Here is a 19296-nt window from a genome sequence, read left to right on the forward strand (position 1 = left end):
TCGAGGACTTTATACCCCCTTACCAAACCATTCATCTCTGTGATGCTACCTTTAGAAAGCATCATTCAATGAGTTTTTTTCTTATTATTCCGCGCAATCTGGTGTTACCCTCCTGCCCATTGTCCTGATTAACTAGTGTGAAGCACCCCGCCTTCATGTAATTCGGCGGTTGCAAGAGCATGCTTATGAGCCTAAAAGAGCAAACGTTAATGACACCGTATCTACAATTTAACCGTGACCAATGGGCTGCACTGCGTGATTCCGTTCCGATGACGCTAACAGAAGAAGAAATCACGCGGTTAAAAGGCATCAACGAAGATCTTTCCCTGGAAGAAGTTGCAGAGATTTATTTGCCGCTGTCGCGTTTACTCAATTTCTATATCAGTTCTAATTTGCGCCGCCAGGCTGTACTGGAACAATTCCTTGGCACCAATGGCCAACGTATTCCTTATATCATTAGCATTGCGGGTAGCGTGGCGGTCGGGAAGAGCACCACCGCACGCGTACTACAGGCTTTACTTAGCCGCTGGCCTGAGCATCGACATGTAGAATTGATTACGACAGATGGTTTTCTCCACCCTAACGCAGTATTGAAAGAACGTGGACTGATGAAGAAGAAGGGCTTCCCACAGTCATACGATATGCATCGCCTGGTTAAATTCGTCTCCGATCTGAAATCCGGCGTACCTGATGCTACGGCACCGGTCTATTCACATCTCATTTATGATGTGATTCCGGATGGGGATAAAACGGTCACTCAGCCTGATATATTAATTCTTGAAGGATTAAATGTTTTGCAGAGTGGAATGGATTACCCTCACGATCCACATCATGTATTTGTTTCCGACTTCGTTGATTTTTCAATTTATGTGGATGCACCAGAAGAGTTGCTCAAAACCTGGTATATCAATCGTTTTCTGAAATTTCGCGAAGGGGCTTTTACCGACCCGGACTCTTATTTCCATAACTATGCTCAGCTGTCTAAAGACGAAGCTATTAATATTGCCACATCGCTTTGGAATGAAATTAATCTTTTGAATTTAAAAGAAAATATCTTACCAACACGTGAGCGAGCCAGTCTTATCATGACAAAAAGCGCAAACCACTCAGTCAATCAGGTGCGGTTAAGGAAATAAAAAGGGGAGCGCTGGCTCCCCTTTTTCATTCAGCGCCTCTCAATGAGATCTCACCGCCAATCCAGGGTTTTATCACCCCTTCTTGTTCCAGTAATAATGCGCCTTGAGCATCAATACCTCGAGAAATCCCAAAGATCTCTTTATCGCCAATAATAAGTTTAACCGGACGGTTAATAAAATTATCGAGCTTTTCCCAGCGGCCCAGATAGGGTGCCAGACCTTCATTCTCAAAAAGTTTAAAACCTGCCCGCAGCTCTTTAATCAGACAAGCGGCTAACTGATTACGATCGATAGAGATCCCTGCCTCCTGCAGGCTGATCCAGCCCTGATTGACAACATCAGACTCCACGCGGCGCATCATGAGATTAATCCCCGCGCCGCTGACTATCTGTGCCGCATCGCCGGTTTTCCCCGTCAGTTCAACCAGGATCCCGGATAATTTGCGATCCTGCAAATAGAGGTCGTTCGGCCATTTAACCCGTACTTTATCCGCCCCCAGACTCTGCAGCACCTCGGCAATCACAATCCCGATGACCAGACTCAAACCTATCGCCGCAGCAGGCCCCTGCTCCAGCCGCCAGTACATTGAAAGATAAAGGTTAGACCCAAACGGCGAGAACCACTTGCGCCCGCGGCGGCCGCGGCCAGCCTGCTGATACTCAGCTACGCAGGCATCACCAGATTGCAGTTCGCTGAGCCGGTCCAGAAGATACTGGTTCGTAGAATCAATCACCGGTAGCACGGTTACCCGGCCATGCTCGATCTGCCTGGCGATCTGCTCTTCATCCAGAAGTTGAATAGGCTCAGGGAGACTGTAGCCTTTACCCGGGACGGTAAATACGTCGACTCCCCAATCGCGTAACGTTTGAATATGCTTGTTGATTGCTGCCCGACTCATCCCTAAGCGCTCGCCAAGCTGTTCACCTGAGTGAAATTCAGCATCAGCCAGTATCGATATCAGTGTCAAAGGAACCGTGTAGTCTTTCATGCAATGGTCTCCTCGGCATTGACTTCACCCGTTTCGCCAATAAAGCGCACCTCCGGCTGTAGCCAAATATCAAACTTCTCACCAACCTGTTGGCGTACATAGTGAGCCAGTCCAACCACATCTTCACTGGTTGCCTGATTATGATTGATTAATACCAATGCCTGTTGGCTATGTACCGCTGCGCCGCCAATTACTTTGCCTTTAAGCTGACATTGATCGATAAGCCAGCCGGCGGCCAGCTTCATACAGCCCTCAGGCTGAGGATAGTGGGGAATGTGCGGATAGGCAGCCAACAATGCTTGAGCCTTGTCTGCGCTAACGACCGGATTCTTAAAGAAGCTCCCCGCATTTCCATTCACTTTGGGATCGGGGAGTTTGGTCATGCGCATATGACATACGGCATCAAACACCTGCCTGGGGGTAACGGTTTGCGGATCAAGCCGGGTTAAATCGCCGTAGGTCAAAACGGGTTGCCACTCTTTTGGTAACATCAAACCAACGGCCACAATCGCGTAGCAATCCTGATATTCATGCTTAAAAATACTGTCCCGGTAGCCAAAACGGCATTCCGCAGCGGAAAGGCGCTGTTTCTCGCCGGTTGCTAACTCAACGCAATCGACGTACTGGCAAACCTTTTGTAATTCAACGCCGTAAGCTCCAATATTTTGAATCGGCGAGGAGCCGGCGCAGCCAGGAATCAGGGCAAGATTTTCCAGGCCAGGCATACCGTTATTCAACGCAAACTGCACTAGCTGATGCCAGTTCTCTCCTGCACCAACATGTAAATGCCACGCGTCTGGTGTTTCACTCACTTCGATACCCATAATACGATTAATAATCACCGTACCGGCATAATCCTTCAGGAACAGAACATTGCTTCCTTCACCAAGAATCAGGGTTGGCTGACGCTGTGCAGCGGCATTTTGCCAGGCATCCAGTAGCTGTTTTTCAGTTTCGGCGCGAACAATCGTTTTAGCAGAACGGTCAATACCGAAGGTATTCCAGGGCTTAAGTGAGTGGCTCATAATGGCTTCCAGATGCAAAATCTGCATTAGTTTACCGTATATAGCGAGGGAAGGCTTGCCTGATTGTCAGGGGAGACCTGGTACCATGACGTTACCAAAGTCTGGTAGTTCTCAGGCCACAAAAACGCAAAAAGCCCATCCGTCAGGATGGGCTCTTCACGTGTTTGATGCCTGGCAGTTCCCTACTCTCACATGGGGAGACCCCACACTACCATCGGCGCTACGGCGTTTCACTTCTGAGTTCGGCATGGGGTCAGGTGGGACCACCGCGCTATCGCCGCCAGGCAAATTCTTTGTGCTCAGTACGCAATTCTTTATCGCATCTGCCGCGTTGCCCGCGCTCGCAAACTCAGTCACATACTTCTGTATGCTCCTTCCTTTCCTTCGCTTGTCGCCTTGCTGCTGCGCAAATTATTGCGTACTCAACTCTGAATCAATGCTGAAATTGTTGTCTTCTCAAATCCGCCAAAACATCTTCGGCGTTGTAAGGTTAAGCCTCACGGTTCATTAGTACCGGTTAGCTCAACGCATCGCTGCGCTTACACACCCGGCCTATCAACGTCGTCGTCTTCAACGTTCCTTCAGGACCCTTAAAGGGTCAGGGAGAACTCATCTCGGGGCAAGTTTCGTACTTAGATGCTTTCAGCACTTATCTCTTCCGCATTTAGCTACCGGGCAATGCCATTGGCATGACAACCCGAACACCAGTGATGCGTCCACTCCGGTCCTCTCGTACTAGGAGCAGCCCCCCTCAATTCTCCAGCGCCCACGGCAGATAGGGACCGAACTGTCTCACGACGTTCTAAACCCAGCTCGCGTACCACTTTAAATGGCGAACAGCCATACCCTTGGGACCTACTTCAGCCCCAGGATGTGATGAGCCGACATCGAGGTGCCAAACACCGCCGTCGATATGAACTCTTGGGCGGTATCAGCCTGTTATCCCCGGAGTACCTTTTATCCGTTGAGCGATGGCCCTTCCATTCAGAACCACCGGATCACTATGACCTGCTTTCGCACCTGCTCGCGCCGTCACGCTCGCAGTCAAGCCAGCTTATGCCATTGCACTAACCTCCTGATGTCCGACCAGGATTAGCTGACCTTCGTGCTCCTCCGTTACTCTTTAGGAGGAGACCGCCCCAGTCAAACTACCCACCAGACACTGTCCGCAACCCCGATTAGGGGCCCACGTTAGAACACCAGCCATTAAAGGGTGGTATTTCAAGGATGGCTCCACGCAGACTGGCGTCCACGCTTCAAAGCCTCCCACCTATCCTACACATCAAGGACCAGTGTTCAGTGTCAAGCTATAGTAAAGGTTCACGGGGTCTTTCCGTCTTGCCGCGGGTACACTGCATCTTCACAGCGAGTTCAATTTCACTGAGTCTCGGGTGGAGACAGCCTGGCCATCATTACGCCATTCGTGCAGGTCGGAACTTACCCGACAAGGAATTTCGCTACCTTAGGACCGTTATAGTTACGGCCGCCGTTTACCGGGGCTTCGATCAAGAGCTTCTCCTTACGGATAACCCCATCAATTAACCTTCCGGCACCGGGCAGGCGTCACACCGTATACGTCCACTTTCGTGTTTGCACAGTGCTGTGTTTTTAATAAACAGTTGCAGCCAGCTGGTATCTTCGACTGATTTCAGCTCCATGGGTAAACCACTTCACCTACATATCAGCGTGCCTTCTCCCGAAGTTACGGCACCATTTTGCCTAGTTCCTTCACCCGAGTTCTCTCAAGCGCCTTGGTATTCTCTACCTGACCACCTGTGTCGGTTTGGGGTACGATTTGATGTTACCTGATGCTTAGAGGCTTTTCCTGGAAGCAGGGCATTTGTCACTTCAGCACCGTAGTGCCTCGTCATCACGCCTCAGTGTTAAAGTGAACCGGATTTACCTGGAACACACACCTACACGCTTAAACCGGGACAACCGTCGCCCGGCCAACATAGCCTTCTCCGTCCCCCCTTCGCAGTAACACCAAGTACAGGAATATTAACCTGTTTCCCATCGACTACGCCTTTCGGCCTCGCCTTAGGGGTCGACTCACCCTGCCCCGATTAACGTTGGACAGGAACCCTTGGTCTTCCGGCGTGCGGGTTTTTCACCCGCATTATCGTTACTTATGTCAGCATTCGCACTTCTGATACCTCCAGCAACCTTCACAGGCCACCTTCAACGGCTTACAGAACGCTCCCCTACCCAACAACACATAGTGTCGCTGCCGCAGCTTCGGTGCATGGTTTAGCCCCGTTACATCTTCCGCGCAGGCCGACTCGACCAGTGAGCTATTACGCTTTCTTTAAATGATGGCTGCTTCTAAGCCAACATCCTGGCTGTCTGGGCCTTCCCACATCGTTTCCCACTTAACCATGACTTTGGGACCTTAGCTGGCGGTCTGGGTTGTTTCCCTCTTCACGACGGACGTTAGCACCCGCCGTGTGTCTCCCGTGATAACATTCTTCGGTATTCGTAGTTTGCATCGGGTTGGTAAGTCGGGATGACCCCCTAGCCGAAACAGTGCTCTACCCCCGAAGATGAATTCACGAGGCGCTACCTAAATAGCTTTCGGGGAGAACCAGCTATCTCCCGGTTTGATTGGCCTTTCACCCCCAGCCACAAGTCATCCGCTAATTTTTCAACATTAGTCGGTTCGGTCCTCCAGTTAGTGTTACCCAACCTTCAACCTGCCCATGGCTAGATCACCGGGTTTCGGGTCTATACCCTGCAACTTAACGCCCAGTTAAGACTCGGTTTCCCTGCGGCTCCCCTATACGGTTAACCTTGCTACAGAATATAAGTCGCTGACCCATTATACAAAAGGTACGCAGTCACCCAACAAGTGGGCTCCTACTGCTTGTACGTACACGGTTTCAGGTTCTTTTTCACTCCCCTCGCCGGGGTTCTTTTCGCCTTTCCCTCACGGTACTGGTTCACTATCGGTCAGTCAGGAGTATTTAGCCTTGGAGGATGGTCCCCCCATATTCAGACAGGATACCACGTGTCCCGCCCTACTCTTCGAGTTCACAGCCTGTGTGTTTTAGTGTACGGGAGTATCACCCTGTACCCTGCGACTTTCCAGACGCTTCCACTAACACACAAGCTGATTCAGACTCCGGGCTGCTCCCCGTTCGCTCGCCGCTACTGGGGGAATCTCGGTTGATTTCTTTTCCTCGGGGTACTTAGATGTTTCAGTTCCCCCGGTTCGCCTCGTTTGACTATGTATTCATCAAACGATAGTGCAACGAATTGCACTGGGTTTCCCCATTCGGACATCGCCGGCTGTAACGGTTCATATCACCTTACCGACGCTTTTCGCAGATTAGCACGTCCTTCATCGCCTCTGACTGCCAGGGCATCCACCGTGTACGCTTAGTCGCTTAACCTCACAACCCGAAGATGTTTCGTAAAACATCATCGTGTCGCGAAAATTTGAGAGACTCGAACACACATAACATGTGTGTCGTTTCAATTTTCAGCTTGATCCAGATTTTTAAAGAGCAAAACTTCGCAGTGAACCTTTTCAGGTACACTCTGAAGTTTTCTTGTGGTGTGCAGTAAAGATGGTGGAGCTATGCGGGATCGAACCGCAGACCTCCTGCGTGCAAAGCAGGCGCTCTCCCAGCTGAGCTATAGCCCCATCGTAGTTAAATCTCATCAACCTTAATTCCTGTTGAGGCAAGGCGGGGTGACACGAAGCATACTTAAAGTATGTGAGTGTCGCCGCAACGCAGCATCAGCAGAAATTTGGTAGGCCTGAGTGGACTTGAACCACCGACCTCACCCTTATCAGGGGTGCGCTCTAACCACCTGAGCTACAAGCCTGCAGAGATTTTCTTACTGCTTATTTTTCATCAGACAATCTGTGTGGACACTACAAAGGCAGGTTCTTTAAGGTAAGGAGGTGATCCAACCGCAGGTTCCCCTACGGTTACCTTGTTACGACTTCACCCCAGTCATGAATCACAAAGTGGTAAGCGCCCTCCCGAAGGTTAAGCTACCTACTTCTTTTGCAACCCACTCCCATGGTGTGACGGGCGGTGTGTACAAGGCCCGGGAACGTATTCACCGTGGCATTCTGATCCACGATTACTAGCGATTCCGACTTCATGGAGTCGAGTTGCAGACTCCAATCCGGACTACGACATACTTTATGAGGTCCGCTTGCTCTCGCGAGGTCGCTTCTCTTTGTATATGCCATTGTAGCACGTGTGTAGCCCTACTCGTAAGGGCCATGATGACTTGACGTCATCCCCACCTTCCTCCAGTTTATCACTGGCAGTCTCCTTTGAGTTCCCGACCGAATCGCTGGCAACAAAGGATAAGGGTTGCGCTCGTTGCGGGACTTAACCCAACATTTCACAACACGAGCTGACGACAGCCATGCAGCACCTGTCTCAGAGTTCCCGAAGGCACCAAAGCATCTCTGCTAAGTTCTCTGGATGTCAAGAGTAGGTAAGGTTCTTCGCGTTGCATCGAATTAAACCACATGCTCCACCGCTTGTGCGGGCCCCCGTCAATTCATTTGAGTTTTAACCTTGCGGCCGTACTCCCCAGGCGGTCGACTTAACGCGTTAGCTCCGGAAGCCACTCCTCAAGGGAACAACCTCCAAGTCGACATCGTTTACAGCGTGGACTACCAGGGTATCTAATCCTGTTTGCTCCCCACGCTTTCGCACCTGAGCGTCAGTCTTTGTCCAGGGGGCCGCCTTCGCCACCGGTATTCCTCCAGATCTCTACGCATTTCACCGCTACACCTGGAATTCTACCCCCCTCTACAAGACTCCAGCCTGCCAGTTTCGAATGCAGTTCCCAGGTTGAGCCCGGGGATTTCACATCCGACTTGACAGACCGCCTGCGTGCGCTTTACGCCCAGTAATTCCGATTAACGCTTGCACCCTCCGTATTACCGCGGCTGCTGGCACGGAGTTAGCCGGTGCTTCTTCTGCGGGTAACGTCAATCGACAAGGTTATTAACCTTATCGCCTTCCTCCCCGCTGAAAGTACTTTACAACCCGAAGGCCTTCTTCATACACGCGGCATGGCTGCATCAGGCTTGCGCCCATTGTGCAATATTCCCCACTGCTGCCTCCCGTAGGAGTCTGGACCGTGTCTCAGTTCCAGTGTGGCTGGTCATCCTCTCAGACCAGCTAGGGATCGTCGCCTAGGTGAGCCGTTACCCCACCTACTAGCTAATCCCATCTGGGCACATCTGATGGCAAGAGGCCCGAAGGTCCCCCTCTTTGGTCTTGCGACGTTATGCGGTATTAGCTACCGTTTCCAGTAGTTATCCCCCTCCATCAGGCAGTTTCCCAGACATTACTCACCCGTCCGCCACTCGTCACCCGAGAGCAAGCTCTCTGTGCTACCGTTCGACTTGCATGTGTTAGGCCTGCCGCCAGCGTTCAATCTGAGCCATGATCAAACTCTTCAATTTAAGTTTGATGCTCGTGAATTAAACTTCGTAATGAATTACGTGTTCACTCTTTGAGACTTGGTATTCATTTTTCGTCCGAGGACGTTAAGAATCCATGTCACTTTGAGTGCCCACACAGATTGTCTGATAAATTGTTAAAGAGCAGTGCAACGCGGCTTTCGCTCACCGTTGCGAGGTCCCGTATAATACGTTTTCCTCATTCAGAGTCAAGCGTTTAATTTTGCTTTTCTCTGCCGGCATTCATCGCTGAATCCCGCTGACCCGGCGGCTTGCGTGCCGTTGTTCCGTGTCAGTGGGAGCGCATTATAGGGAGTTATTCCGAAGTGACAAGGGGAAATTTCAAAAAAAATTTCGTTCGCTCAACTTTCCATCACCAGGGTGATTTAACGCGCTATTTGCTGGTCATTTGCGCAATTTCCCGCGCAAACCTGCCCACCTGCTGCCAGTCGGTATACACCACTTCTTTACTGACATCCGTTTCGCCGCCGGTCATCTTCATAATTAGGCGAATCATAAACCGATCGTACCAACGATAGCGTGGATAACGAAGCGCTCCGGCAAATACCGCGCACTGCTGAGGCTGCCAGGGCGAGTTGAGCAGAAACTTTCGCGTGTAGCTGTTGGTCTGCGGCGTTCGTTTTTCTGGCTTACGCGCGACGAGGTTAACCGAGAAAAATGCTCCCGGCAGCGCCTGCAGCGACTGAAGATGCGTTTTGACAAACCGCTCCAGCGCGGGATGAAAGTGACCATAGCGGATTGATGCGCCAATCACGACACGATCGTATAAAGGCCACTCCACCTCATTGGTACGGTTGAGGTCAATCGTATCCGCATCAATCCCCTGCTCTTTTAATTCAGATGCCAGATAGGAGGCGATTTCACGCGTCTGTCCGTCGCGGGTAGAAAATAGAATCAAAGTTTTCACAGGCACTCCTGTTATTCGCGCCAGAAAGTCGGAGTAAATAGCACCAGCAAGGTGAACACTTCCAGACGACCAAACAGCATATTAGCAATCAAGATCCATTTTGCGACAGGGTTCATCGTCGCAAAGTTATCCGCCACCACGCCCAGCCCCGGGCCAAGGTTATTCAGCGTCGCGACGACCGAAGCAAAGGCTGAGAAATCATCCACGCCGGTGGCGATAATCGCCAGCATACTGATGATAAACACCAGCGCATAGGCGGAGAAAAATCCCCAAACGGCTTCAAGGATACGTTCCGGCAACGCACGGTTCCCCAGTTTAATACTGTATACCGCGTTAGGGTGTACCAGCCGTTTAAGCTCACGGTTACCCTGCTTGAAAAGTAGAAGAATACGGATAACCTTCAAACCACCGCCCGTCGACCCGGCGCAGCCGCCGATAAAAGCCGAGCAGAGTAGAAGGACCGGCAAGAATAGCGGCCAGCGCGCGATACTGTCGGTAGTGAATCCTGCCGTTGTCGCCATCGAAACAACCTGGAAGAACGCCTGGTTCACCGTCATGAGTGCAGAACTGTAGACGTCATGCAGCCACAGCACCAGAGTACATACCACCACCAGCGTGAGCTGCACGCCGATAAACATGCGGAATTCGGGATCGCGCCAGTACACTTTCAGGCTGCGCCCGCTAAGTAATGAAAAGTGCAGGCCGTAGTTACAGCCAGATATCAGCAAGAAAATCGCAATAATGGAGTTAATCGTTGGGCTATTAAAGTAGCCCACGCTAGCGTCATGGGTAGAGAACCCGCCAATCGCAATCGTCGAGAAGCTATGCCCAATGGCGTCGAACGCCGGCATACCGGCAAACCACAGCGCCAGCGCGCAGGCCACCGTCAGTAAGACATAGATAAGCCATAGCGTTTTCGCCGTCTCAGCAATGCGCGGCCGCATCTTGTTATCTTTCAGCGGCCCGGGCATTTCCGCCCGATACAGCTGCATCCCCCCGACGCCCAGTATCGGCAGTATCGCTACCGCCAGCACGATGATCCCCATCCCACCAAACCATTGCAGCATCTGACGATAGAAAAGAATGGCGTGGGGTAACGAATCTAGCCCAACCAGCGTGGTTGCCCCGGTCGTTGTCAAACCTGAGAAAGATTCAAAGAAGGCATCCGTAATGCTCAGGTTGGGCTGTTCAGAGAAGATAAAGGGCAGCGAGCCGACGCTTCCGAGTACCGTCCAGAACAGCACGACGATAAGAAATCCTTCGCGGGATTTCAGTTCGCCCTTCTCACGACGGTTAGGCCACCACAGCAGCGAGCCGATCGCCAGAGCGACAAAAAAGGTCTGGGTAAACGCTCGCCCCGCACCATCGCGATATATCAGAGCTATTAATCCCGGGAGGATCATTGTCCCCGAAAACAAAATGACCAGCAGTCCAACGATTCGGGTTATCGCGCGAAAATGCATCTCTGGCGCTTCCTTTGATATGCAAAAAAATCAGGTGGGGATTATTCGTCAATCTTCAGTAATTGCAACGAACCGCGACTAAAATCAGCCAGTTTTGCTGAAAATAGCGCCACTTCAGCCTGAGGAAGCGCCACGCGCAGCTGAACAGACGCTTGATATTCGCTTTCGACAATTTTCCCTGAGAATTGAGCCAACAGCGTTTCAATCCCGGCCAACTGCCCGTATTCACACTGCAAAGTATATGCGGTCAACGGCGTCTTGCGCTGTGTTGCGAGCTGCGCAAGCGCCTGATGCACGCCGCCGCCGTACGCTTTGACCAGACCGCCGGTGCCGAGCAGAATACCACCGTAGTAGCGCACGACGACAGCGGTTATCTCGCCGACGCCGCTGCCCATAAGCTGCGCCAGCATCGGCTTACCCGCCGTCCCCGCCGGTTCGCCATCATCGGAAAATCCCAGCTGCTGCGAGTCATTTGGCGGCCCGGCGACCCACGCCACGCAGTGGTGACGGGCATCCGGATGTTCAGCCCTGACTGACTCGACAAACGCTTTTGCCGCCGCTATGCCGTCGGTATGCGCCAATAGCGTGATAAAGCGGCTCCTTTTGATCTCTTCCACAAAAGTGACCGGCGCGGCCGGTATCAACCAGCTTTCCATTACGCCAGTTTCAGATCGCGCGTCATGTTTTCAATACTGTTTTCGTGGATCACGACGTTGTCTTCGATACGAATACCGCCAAACGGTTTCAGCGCTTCAATTTTCTGCCAGTTGAAGTGTTTGCTGAACTGTCCCTCGCGCCACGGCGCCAGCAGCGATTCGATAAAGTAGATGCCCGGTTCAATCGTCAATACCATGCGCGGCTGCAGCACGCGCGTGCAGCGCAGGTAAGGATATTTTGCCGGCGCGGCCAGATGGGTACCGGTATCATCCTGCATAAAGCCGGCGACATCATGAACCTGCAGACCCAGAGGATGGCCAATACCGTGCGGCATAAACGGTCCGGTCAGGTCGTTTTCCACCATAGCTTCTTCACTCATCTCTTTGACGATCTGATGTTTACGCAGCAGTTTGGCAATACGCTGATGGAACTGGACATGATAATCCACATAGCTCACGCCCGCCTTCATGGTGCTAATCAGCGCCAGCTGTTCGTCATTAACATCTTTAATCAGTTGAGCATAGTCACTATCACCATGCGCCGCCCAGGTACGCGTCAGGTCCGCCGCATAGCCGTTATATTCCGCACCCGCATCCAGCAGGAAGCTGCGCAATTCCGCCGGTGCGCGATGATCCAGCTTCGTGTAATGCAGCACGGAGGCATGTTCGTTCAGCGCCACAATGTTGCTGTACGGTACATCGGTGTCGCGATGGCCGGTCGCGGTCAGATAGGCCTGATTGATATCAAACTCGCTCATCCCGGAGAGGAACGCTTCATGAGCGGCCTGATGACCGTTAACCGCCGACTTCTGCGCTTCGCGCATGCAGGCCAGCTCATAGTCAGTTTTATAAGAGCGGTAGTAGTGCAGATAATCAATCACCCCTTTCGGGTTGATTTTATCCGCCGCGAGTTCTAACCCCAGTGCGCGTTCCGGTACCGGCCCGATATAAGCGATATTGCCGCGCGCGGCAGGCAGCTGGCTGCCGATACCGTCCGCTTTCGGCAGGGCAATCACATCCACCTCTTCGGTCCAGAACGAAGTCGGTAGCGGTTCCACGTTATGCCAGTAGTCGACCGGCAGGTAGAACCACAGTTTCGGTTTGTTGACGCCGTCCACCAGCAGCCAGCAGTTAGGGACCTGGGTAACCGGCACCCAGGCTTTGAACTGAGGATTGACCTTGAACGGATACGGATGATCGTCAAGGAAGACGTTGAACAGTTCACCGGAGTGAATCAGCAGGGCATCCAGCTTAAAGCGGGCCAGTACGTCACGGGTGCGTTCTTGTAGGGTAACAATATGATTTTTATAGAGACCGGCAAGGGATTCCATCTTTTATCCTTTGATTTTATGAGATCGTGATGCTTCGCATCTTAGCACAATGACCTCAAACGAGGTGATCTCTACCGGGTGTGATCCGACCAGCATTTATTTAAAGTCTTATTTGCAATTTCTTAACATAAAATCCACACTCCGTCTCATCTGGTACGACCAGATCATATTGCTGGATTCAGGAGACTGACATGCTCTACAAAGGCGACACCCTGTACCTCGACTGGCGGGAAGACGGCATTGCCGAACTGGTGTTCGATGCCCCCGGCTCGGTCAACAAGCTCGATACCGCAACCGTAGCCAGCCTCGGTGAAGCGCTGGACGTACTGGAAAAACAAAAAGATCTTAAAGGGCTGCTGCTACGCTCCGAGAAAGCCGCTTTTATCGTCGGCGCGGATATCACCGAATTTCTTTCTCTGTTCCTGGTTCCCGAAGAACAGCTCAGTCAGTGGCTACATTTCGCTAATAGCGTATTTAACCGCCTGGAAGATTTGCCGGTTCCGACCATTTCCGCCGTCAACGGCTATGCGCTGGGCGGCGGCTGCGAATGCGTCCTGGCGACCGATTACCGTCTGGCGACGCCGGACCTGCGTATTGGCCTACCGGAAACGAAGCTGGGCATCATGCCGGGCTTTGGCGGCTCGGTGCGGATGCCGCGTATGCTTGGCGCGGACAGCGCGCTGGAAATCATTGCCGCGGGTAAAGACGTTGGTGCCGAACAGGCCTTAAAAATCGGCCTCGTCGACGGCGTGGTTAAACATGAAAAACTGATTGAGGGCGCGATAGCCATTCTGCGTCAGGCCATTAACGGCGACCTGGACTGGAAAGCGAAGCGCCAGCCGAAGCTGGAGCCTCTTCACCTGAGTAAAATTGAAGCTGCAATGAGTTTTACCATCGCCAAAGGCATGGTGGCGCAAACCGCCGGGAAACACTACCCGGCCCCGATTACCGCCGTTAAAACCATTGAAGCCGCCGCCCGCTTTGGCCGCGAAGAAGCGCTGGTTCTGGAAAACAAAAGTTTCGTCCCGCTGGCGCATACCAACGAGGCGCGTGCACTGGTCGGTATCTTCCTCAACGATCAGTACGTCAAAGCGAAAGCGAAGAAGCTGACTAAAGATATCGACACGCCAAAACACGCGGCCGTGCTGGGCGCGGGAATTATGGGCGGCGGTATTGCATACCAGTCGGCCTGGAAAGGCGTGCCGGTGGTCATGAAGGATATCAACGACAAATCGCTGACGCTTGGCATGACCGAAGCGGCCAAGCTGCTCAATAAACAGCTTGAGCGCGGCAAAATCGATGGGCTCAGGATGGCCGGCGTTATTTCCACTATACAGCCAACCCTGGATTACGCCGGCTTTGAACGCGTTGACGTTGTGGTCGAAGCCGTCGTTGAGAACCCAAAAGTGAAAAAAGCGGTGCTGGCGGAAACCGAAGAGAAGGTACGCCCGGATACCGTGCTAGCCTCGAACACCTCGACCATTCCTATCAGCGAGCTGGCCAGCGTTCTGCAGCGCCCGGAAAACTTCTGCGGCATGCACTTCTTTAACCCGGTGCATCGCATGCCGCTGGTTGAAGTGATCCGCGGCGATAAAACCTCGGATAAGACCATTGCCAAAGTCGTCGCCTGGGCCAGCAAAATGGGCAAAACGCCAATTGTGGTCAACGACTGCCCCGGCTTCTTCGTCAACCGCGTACTGTTCCCCTACTTCGCCGGTTTCAGCCAGCTACTGCGCGATGGCGCGGACTTCCGCAAGGTCGACAAAGTAATGGAAAAACAGTTTGGCTGGCCGATGGGGCCCGCCTATCTGCTGGACGTCGTGGGCATTGATACCGCGCATCACGCGCAGGCGGTCATGGCGACGGGCTTCCCGCAGCGAATGCAGAAAGAGTATCGCGATGCGATCGATGCTCTATTCGACGCTAACCGTTTCGGCCAGAAAAACGGCCTTGGCTTCTGGCGCTACAAAGAAGACAGCAAAGGTAAGCCGAAGAAGGAAGAGGATGCTGCCGTCGATAGCCTGCTGGCGGAAGTCAGCCAGCCGAAGCGCGATTTCAGCGATGAAGAGATTATCGCCCGTATGATGATCCCTATGGTCAACGAAGTGGTGCGCTGTCTCGAAGAGGGCATTATTGCCAGCCCGGCGGAAGCCGATATGGCGCTGGTTTATGGCCTGGGCTTCCCTCCGTTCCACGGCGGCGCGTTCCGCTGGCTCGATACGCTCGGTAGCGCAAAATATCTCGATATGGCGCAGCAGTACCAGCACCTCGGCCCGCTATACGACGTGCCGGAAGGATTGCGCAGCAAAGCGCGTCATAACGAACCGTACTATCCCCCGGTTGAGCCTGCCCGTGCGCCAGGCGACCTGAAAACGGCTTAAGGAGTCACAATGGAACAGGTTGTCATTGTCGATGCAGTTCGTACCCCGATGGGCCGTTCGAAGGGCGGCGCCTTTCGCCACGTACGTGCGGAAGATCTCTCCGCGCACTTGATGCGTAGCCTGCTTTCGCGTAATCCGTCTCTTGAGGCAAGCGCGATCGACGATATTTACTGGGGCTGCGTCCAGCAGACCCTGGAACAGGGCTTCAACATTGCCCGCAACGCGGCACTGCTGGCGGAGATCCCACATTCAGTACCCGCCACCACGGTCAATCGGCTGTGTGGTTCTTCTATGCAGGCACTTCACGACGCAGCGCGTATGATCATGACCGGCGATGCCAGCGTCTGCCTGATTGGCGGCGTAGAGCATATGGGCCACGTCCCGATGAGCCACGGCGTGGATTTCCATCCCGGGCTGAGCCGTAACGTCGCCAAAGCCGCCGGAATGATGGGTCTGACGGCAGAAATGCTGGCGCGCTTGCACGGCATCAGCCGGGAAATGCAGGACCAGTTCGCCGCCCGGTCCCACGCTCGCGCCTGGGCCGCGACGCAGTCCGGCGCATTCAAGACGGAGATTATCCCGACCGGCGGTCACGACGCCGACGGCGTACTGAAGTCTTACCGCTACGATGAAGTTATTCGCCCGGAGACAACGGTAGAAGCACTGGCCGCGCTGAGACCCGCGTTCGATCCGGTCACCGGCACCGTGACGGCCGGAACCTCTTCCGCTCTCTCCGATGGCGCCGCAGCGATGTTATTAATGAGCGAAAGCCGCGCCCGCGAACTGGGCCTGAGGCCTCGCGCTCGCGTGCGCTCGATGGCTGTCGTCGGCTGCGACCCGTCCATCATGGGCTATGGCCCGGTTCCCGCGTCAAAACTGGCGCTGAAAAAGGCCGGGCTCAGCACCAGCGATATCGATGTGTTCGAGATGAACGAAGCTTTTGCCGCCCAGATCCTTCCGTGCATTAAAGATCTGGGGCTAATGGAACAGATAGACGAGAAGATCAACCTCAACGGCGGCGCGATCGCCCTGGGCCATCCGCTCGGCTGTTCCGGCGCACGCATTAGCACCACCTTGATCAACCAGATGGAGCGTAAAGACGCGCAGTTCGGCCTGGCGACGATGTGTATTGGCTTAGGTCAGGGTATCGCGACGGTATTCGAGCGAGTTTAATCGAAGAGTTAATCCCTAAAGAGTTTAGTTGCCGTTCTTCCCGCCTGTCAGGGGCGGGTTTTTTATTTCTACCGATCGGTTATTATCGCCATGTACCTAATGATTATTAAGGATAATGAAGAGTGATGAAAACACTCCCAATCATTTTTCTGCTATCGACGTTCTCTGCCGCAGCGCTCGCCAGCGAACAGGATAGCGCTCAGGCATGTCTCTCCTGGGGAATCAGTAAAATGGCGCAGGATCCTGGCAGCGATCGGCTAAAGCATCTGGTCATCACCGACATTAATACCGAACGTTATGATGAGAAGGTAGGCAGCCAGCATATCGCGACGCAGCTAACCGCCACGCTGAAAAAAGAAGGGAACCCGATAGGGAAAATGCTCTGTTTGCTGGAAAACGATCGGCCGCTATACGTTTACTTCAGCGATGACCGGTAAAAATAGCACCCAGGCTAAAAGCCCGGATGCTTTCAGAGCAGCTATCAGATAAACGCAAAGGCATCGCCAAACAGGCGATCTTCACGCGCGCCGCGCTCGTTGCAGAACAGGTCACGGGCAATTTTTGCCATCTCGAAACGGCCGGCGATATAGATATCATGCTCGCCCAGCGTACCGTAATCCTGCAGGACCGCTGTAAGCACGGTTCCGGTGCGGCCACGCCACTCGGCTTCAGGCTGCTCAACAACGGGTTCAACTCGCAGGCCCGGATGCCGCAGGCTTAACGCTTCCAGCTCGGCCAGATCGTAGAGATGCTTCGCTTCGCGTCCGCCCCAGTAGATGGCGATATCGCGGTTCGGATTGCGCGCCAGCGCGGTGAGCAGAATCGAACGCACGTAAGAGAAGCCCGTACCCCCGGCGATCAAAATCAGCGGGCGTTCTTCATCATCGCGCAGCCAGGCTTCGCCATGCGGCATATCGACCTCAATTTCACGCTCTTTCAGGATACGATCCATCACCGCCATCGCATACAGGTTAAGTTCAGATGCACCGATATGCAGCTCGATAAACTCCTGTTCCGACGGCGTAGAAGCCATGGAGAATGGGCGCTTATCGCGTTCGTCCATCACGACCATCAGATACTGACCAGCCCGGAAGGCAAACGCCGCTTCCGGCACTAATCGAACGCGATACACAGTATCGGTAATCGCCTCCACCGAGGTCACTTTACAGCTTAAGGTTGTCATGCGTCCCCTCTGTCGGGTCTATTGTGCAAAACAGCGGCGTAGCCCCGCTTACTGTTATTTGAAGATAGCCAGTTCGTCCCAGATGGCGTCGACGCGCGCCGTCACTTCAGGATCTTTCTTGATAGGACGACCCCACTCGCGCTGGGTCTCTCCAGGCCATTTGTTTGTGGCATCCAGCCCCATTTTTGAACCCAAACCGGAAACCGGTGAGGCAAAATCCAGATAATCAATTGGCGTATTTTCTACCAGTACCGTATCACGCGCCGGGTCCATACGGGTAGTAATCGCCCAAATCACATCATTCCAGTCGCGCGCGTTGACATCGTCATCGCAGACGATAACAAACTTGGTATACATGAACTGACGGAGGAATGACCAGACGCCCATCATGACGCGTTTCGCGTGACCGGCGTACTGCTTCTTCATCGTGACCACCGCCAGGCGATAAGAACAGCCTTCAGGCGGTAAATAGAAATCCACGATTTCAGGAAACTGCTTTTGCAGGATGGGGACGAACACTTCATTCAGCGCAACGCCCAGCACCGCGGGTTCGTCCGGCGGACGCCCGGTGTAGGTCGAATGGTAGATGGCGTCTTCACGCTGAGTAATATGGGTAACGGTAAAGACCGGGAAGTTATCCACTTCATTGTAGTAGCCCGTATGATCGCCATACGGGCCTTCCGGCGCCATCTCTCCGGCCTCAATATATCCTTCCAGCACGATCTCCGCGCTGGCGGGCACTTCCAGTTCGTTAGAGATGCACTTCACGACTTCGGTTTTCGTTCCGCGCAGCAGCCCGGCAAACGCATACTCGGAGAGGGTATCCGGAACCGGGGTCACCGCCCCGAGAATGGTCGCCGGATCGGCACCCAGCGCGACGGATACCGGGAAACGCTCGCCAGGACGCGCTGCGCACCACTCCTGGAAGTCCAGCGCGCCGCCGCGATGCGATAGCCAGCGCATAATCAGCTTGTTCTTACCAATCAGCTGCTGGCGATAAATGCCCAAATTTTGCCGCTCTTTATGCGGACCGCGGGTCACCGTCAGCCCCCAGGTGATCAGCGGCGCGGCATCTTCCGGCCAGCAGGTCATGATCGGGATGCGGGTCAAATCCACCTCATCGCCCTGGAGGATTTTTTGCTGGCACGGGGCCCCGCGCAGCCGCTTAATCGGCATATTCAGCACCTGCTTGAACTGCGGCAGCTTATCAAACAGGTCGCGGAAGCCTTTTGGTGGCTCCGGCTCTTTCAGAAATGCCAGAAGCTTACCCACTTCCCGCAGCGAACTGACATCCTCCTGCCCCATCCCCAGCGCGACTCGCCGCGGCGTGCCGAAAAGATTACACAGCACCGGCATGGCGTAGCCTGTAGGATTTTCGAATAGCAGGGCCGGACCGCCGGCGCGCAACGTGCGGTCGGCAATTTCGGTGATTTCCAGGTGAGGATCGACCGGCAGGGAGATCCGTTTCAATTCCCCCTGCTGCTCCAGTAATGTCAGAAATTCGCGTAGATCGTGGTATTTCATGGAGTTGTTATTGACCTCTATACAGGCGGCTGATTATACGGCGTTCGCCGGAGCTATGCTGTATTTTT

12 protein-coding genes, 2 tRNA genes and 3 rRNA genes are annotated in these 19296 nt (G+C 53.5%); 4 read left to right on the forward strand and 13 right to left on the reverse strand.

Translation table 11 applies throughout. The features are described 5' to 3' along the window. The first annotated feature begins 185 nt into the window (after nt 1–185). On the forward strand, nt 186–1136 hold the full coding sequence (coaA, locus tag K7H21_RS26605) for a type I pantothenate kinase (protein ID WP_004127574.1): 951 nt from the start codon (nt 186–188) through the stop codon (nt 1134–1136). Nucleotides 1137–1161: 25 nt separating this feature from the next. On the opposite strand, the gene birA is transcribed toward coaA, so the two are convergent. The 11 genes from birA to pepQ form a co-directional block, all read right to left on the reverse strand. Beyond that, the gene (birA, locus tag K7H21_RS26610) at nt 1162–2124 is read right to left on the reverse strand and encodes a bifunctional biotin--[acetyl-CoA-carboxylase] ligase/biotin operon repressor BirA (protein ID WP_004127571.1); all 963 of its coding nucleotides are present in this window, start codon (nt 2122–2124) and stop codon (nt 1162–1164) included. After that, the gene (gene murB, locus K7H21_RS26615; protein ID WP_004127569.1) at nt 2121–3149 is read right to left on the reverse strand and encodes a UDP-N-acetylmuramate dehydrogenase; all 1029 of its coding nucleotides are present in this window, start codon (nt 3147–3149) and stop codon (nt 2121–2123) included. The genes birA and murB overlap by 4 nt, the downstream gene beginning before the upstream one ends. 169 nt (nt 3150–3318) lie before the next feature. Then, a 5S ribosomal RNA gene (gene rrf, locus K7H21_RS26620) occupies nt 3319–3434 on the reverse strand. A 201-nt stretch (nt 3435–3635) separates the two neighbouring features. Next, nucleotides 3636–6541 (reverse strand): 23S ribosomal RNA (locus K7H21_RS26625). Nucleotides 6542–6719: 178 nt separating this feature from the next. Then, nucleotides 6720–6795, reverse strand: a tRNA-Ala gene (locus K7H21_RS26630). Nucleotides 6796–6903: 108 nt separating this feature from the next. After that, nucleotides 6904–6980: transfer RNA gene (locus K7H21_RS26635), tRNA-Ile, on the reverse strand. Between the two features lie 72 nt (nt 6981–7052). Beyond that, a 16S ribosomal RNA gene (locus K7H21_RS26640) occupies nt 7053–8592 on the reverse strand. Together the 16S, 23S and 5S rRNA genes with 2 tRNA genes alongside form the textbook arrangement of a ribosomal RNA operon. Before the next feature lie 391 nt (nt 8593–8983). Continuing rightward, the gene (gene hemG, locus K7H21_RS26645; protein ID WP_004127566.1) at nt 8984–9517 is read right to left on the reverse strand and encodes a menaquinone-dependent protoporphyrinogen IX dehydrogenase; all 534 of its coding nucleotides are present in this window, start codon (nt 9515–9517) and stop codon (nt 8984–8986) included. A gap of 11 nt (nt 9518–9528) precedes the next feature. Beyond that, nucleotides 9529–10980, reverse strand: a complete 1452-nt coding sequence (gene trkH, locus K7H21_RS26650) for a Trk system potassium transporter TrkH (protein ID WP_004097624.1) — start codon at nt 10978–10980, stop codon at nt 9529–9531. Between the two features lie 41 nt (nt 10981–11021). Continuing rightward, nucleotides 11022–11636, reverse strand: a complete 615-nt coding sequence (locus K7H21_RS26655; RefSeq protein WP_223035473.1) for an IMPACT family protein — start codon at nt 11634–11636, stop codon at nt 11022–11024. Next, a complete protein-coding gene (pepQ, locus tag K7H21_RS26660) occupies nt 11636–12967 on the reverse strand; it encodes a Xaa-Pro dipeptidase (protein ID WP_004127559.1) in 1332 nt (443 codons plus the stop codon). Before pepQ ends, K7H21_RS26655 begins: the two co-directional genes overlap by 1 nt. Before the next feature lie 191 nt (nt 12968–13158). Here pepQ and fadB point away from each other — a divergent pair, with 191 nt between their 5' ends. The 3 genes from fadB to K7H21_RS26675 all read left to right on the forward strand — a co-directional run bounded on the left by fadB (nt 13159) and on the right by K7H21_RS26675 (nt 16958). After that, on the forward strand, nt 13159–15348 hold the full coding sequence (gene fadB, locus K7H21_RS26665; RefSeq protein WP_223035474.1) for a fatty acid oxidation complex subunit alpha FadB: 2190 nt from the start codon (nt 13159–13161) through the stop codon (nt 15346–15348). 9 nt (nt 15349–15357) lie between these two features. Next, nucleotides 15358–16521, forward strand: a complete 1164-nt coding sequence (fadA, locus tag K7H21_RS26670) for an acetyl-CoA C-acyltransferase FadA (RefSeq protein WP_004127553.1) — start codon at nt 15358–15360, stop codon at nt 16519–16521. Between the two features lie 125 nt (nt 16522–16646). Beyond that, complete coding sequence (locus tag K7H21_RS26675) at nt 16647–16958, forward strand: hypothetical protein (RefSeq protein ID WP_223035475.1); 312 nt, start codon at nt 16647–16649, stop codon at nt 16956–16958. A 44-nt stretch (nt 16959–17002) separates the two neighbouring features. On the opposite strand, the gene fre is transcribed toward K7H21_RS26675, so the two are convergent. Together fre and ubiD are read right to left on the reverse strand one after the other, a co-directional pair. Continuing rightward, nucleotides 17003–17704 carry an NAD(P)H-flavin reductase gene (fre, locus tag K7H21_RS26680; RefSeq protein WP_004127546.1) on the reverse strand — a complete coding sequence of 234 codons (702 nt, stop codon included), beginning with the start codon at nt 17702–17704 and terminating at the stop codon, nt 17003–17005. 54 nt (nt 17705–17758) lie between these two features. Then, the gene (gene ubiD / locus K7H21_RS26685; protein ID WP_223035476.1) at nt 17759–19228 is read right to left on the reverse strand and encodes a 4-hydroxy-3-polyprenylbenzoate decarboxylase; all 1470 of its coding nucleotides are present in this window, start codon (nt 19226–19228) and stop codon (nt 17759–17761) included. Between the last annotated feature and the right edge of the window lie 68 nt (nt 19229–19296).

This window comes from Klebsiella sp. CTHL.F3a (assembly GCF_019890895.1).
Taxonomy (GTDB): Bacteria; Pseudomonadota; Gammaproteobacteria; order Enterobacterales; family Enterobacteriaceae; genus Klebsiella; species Klebsiella grimontii.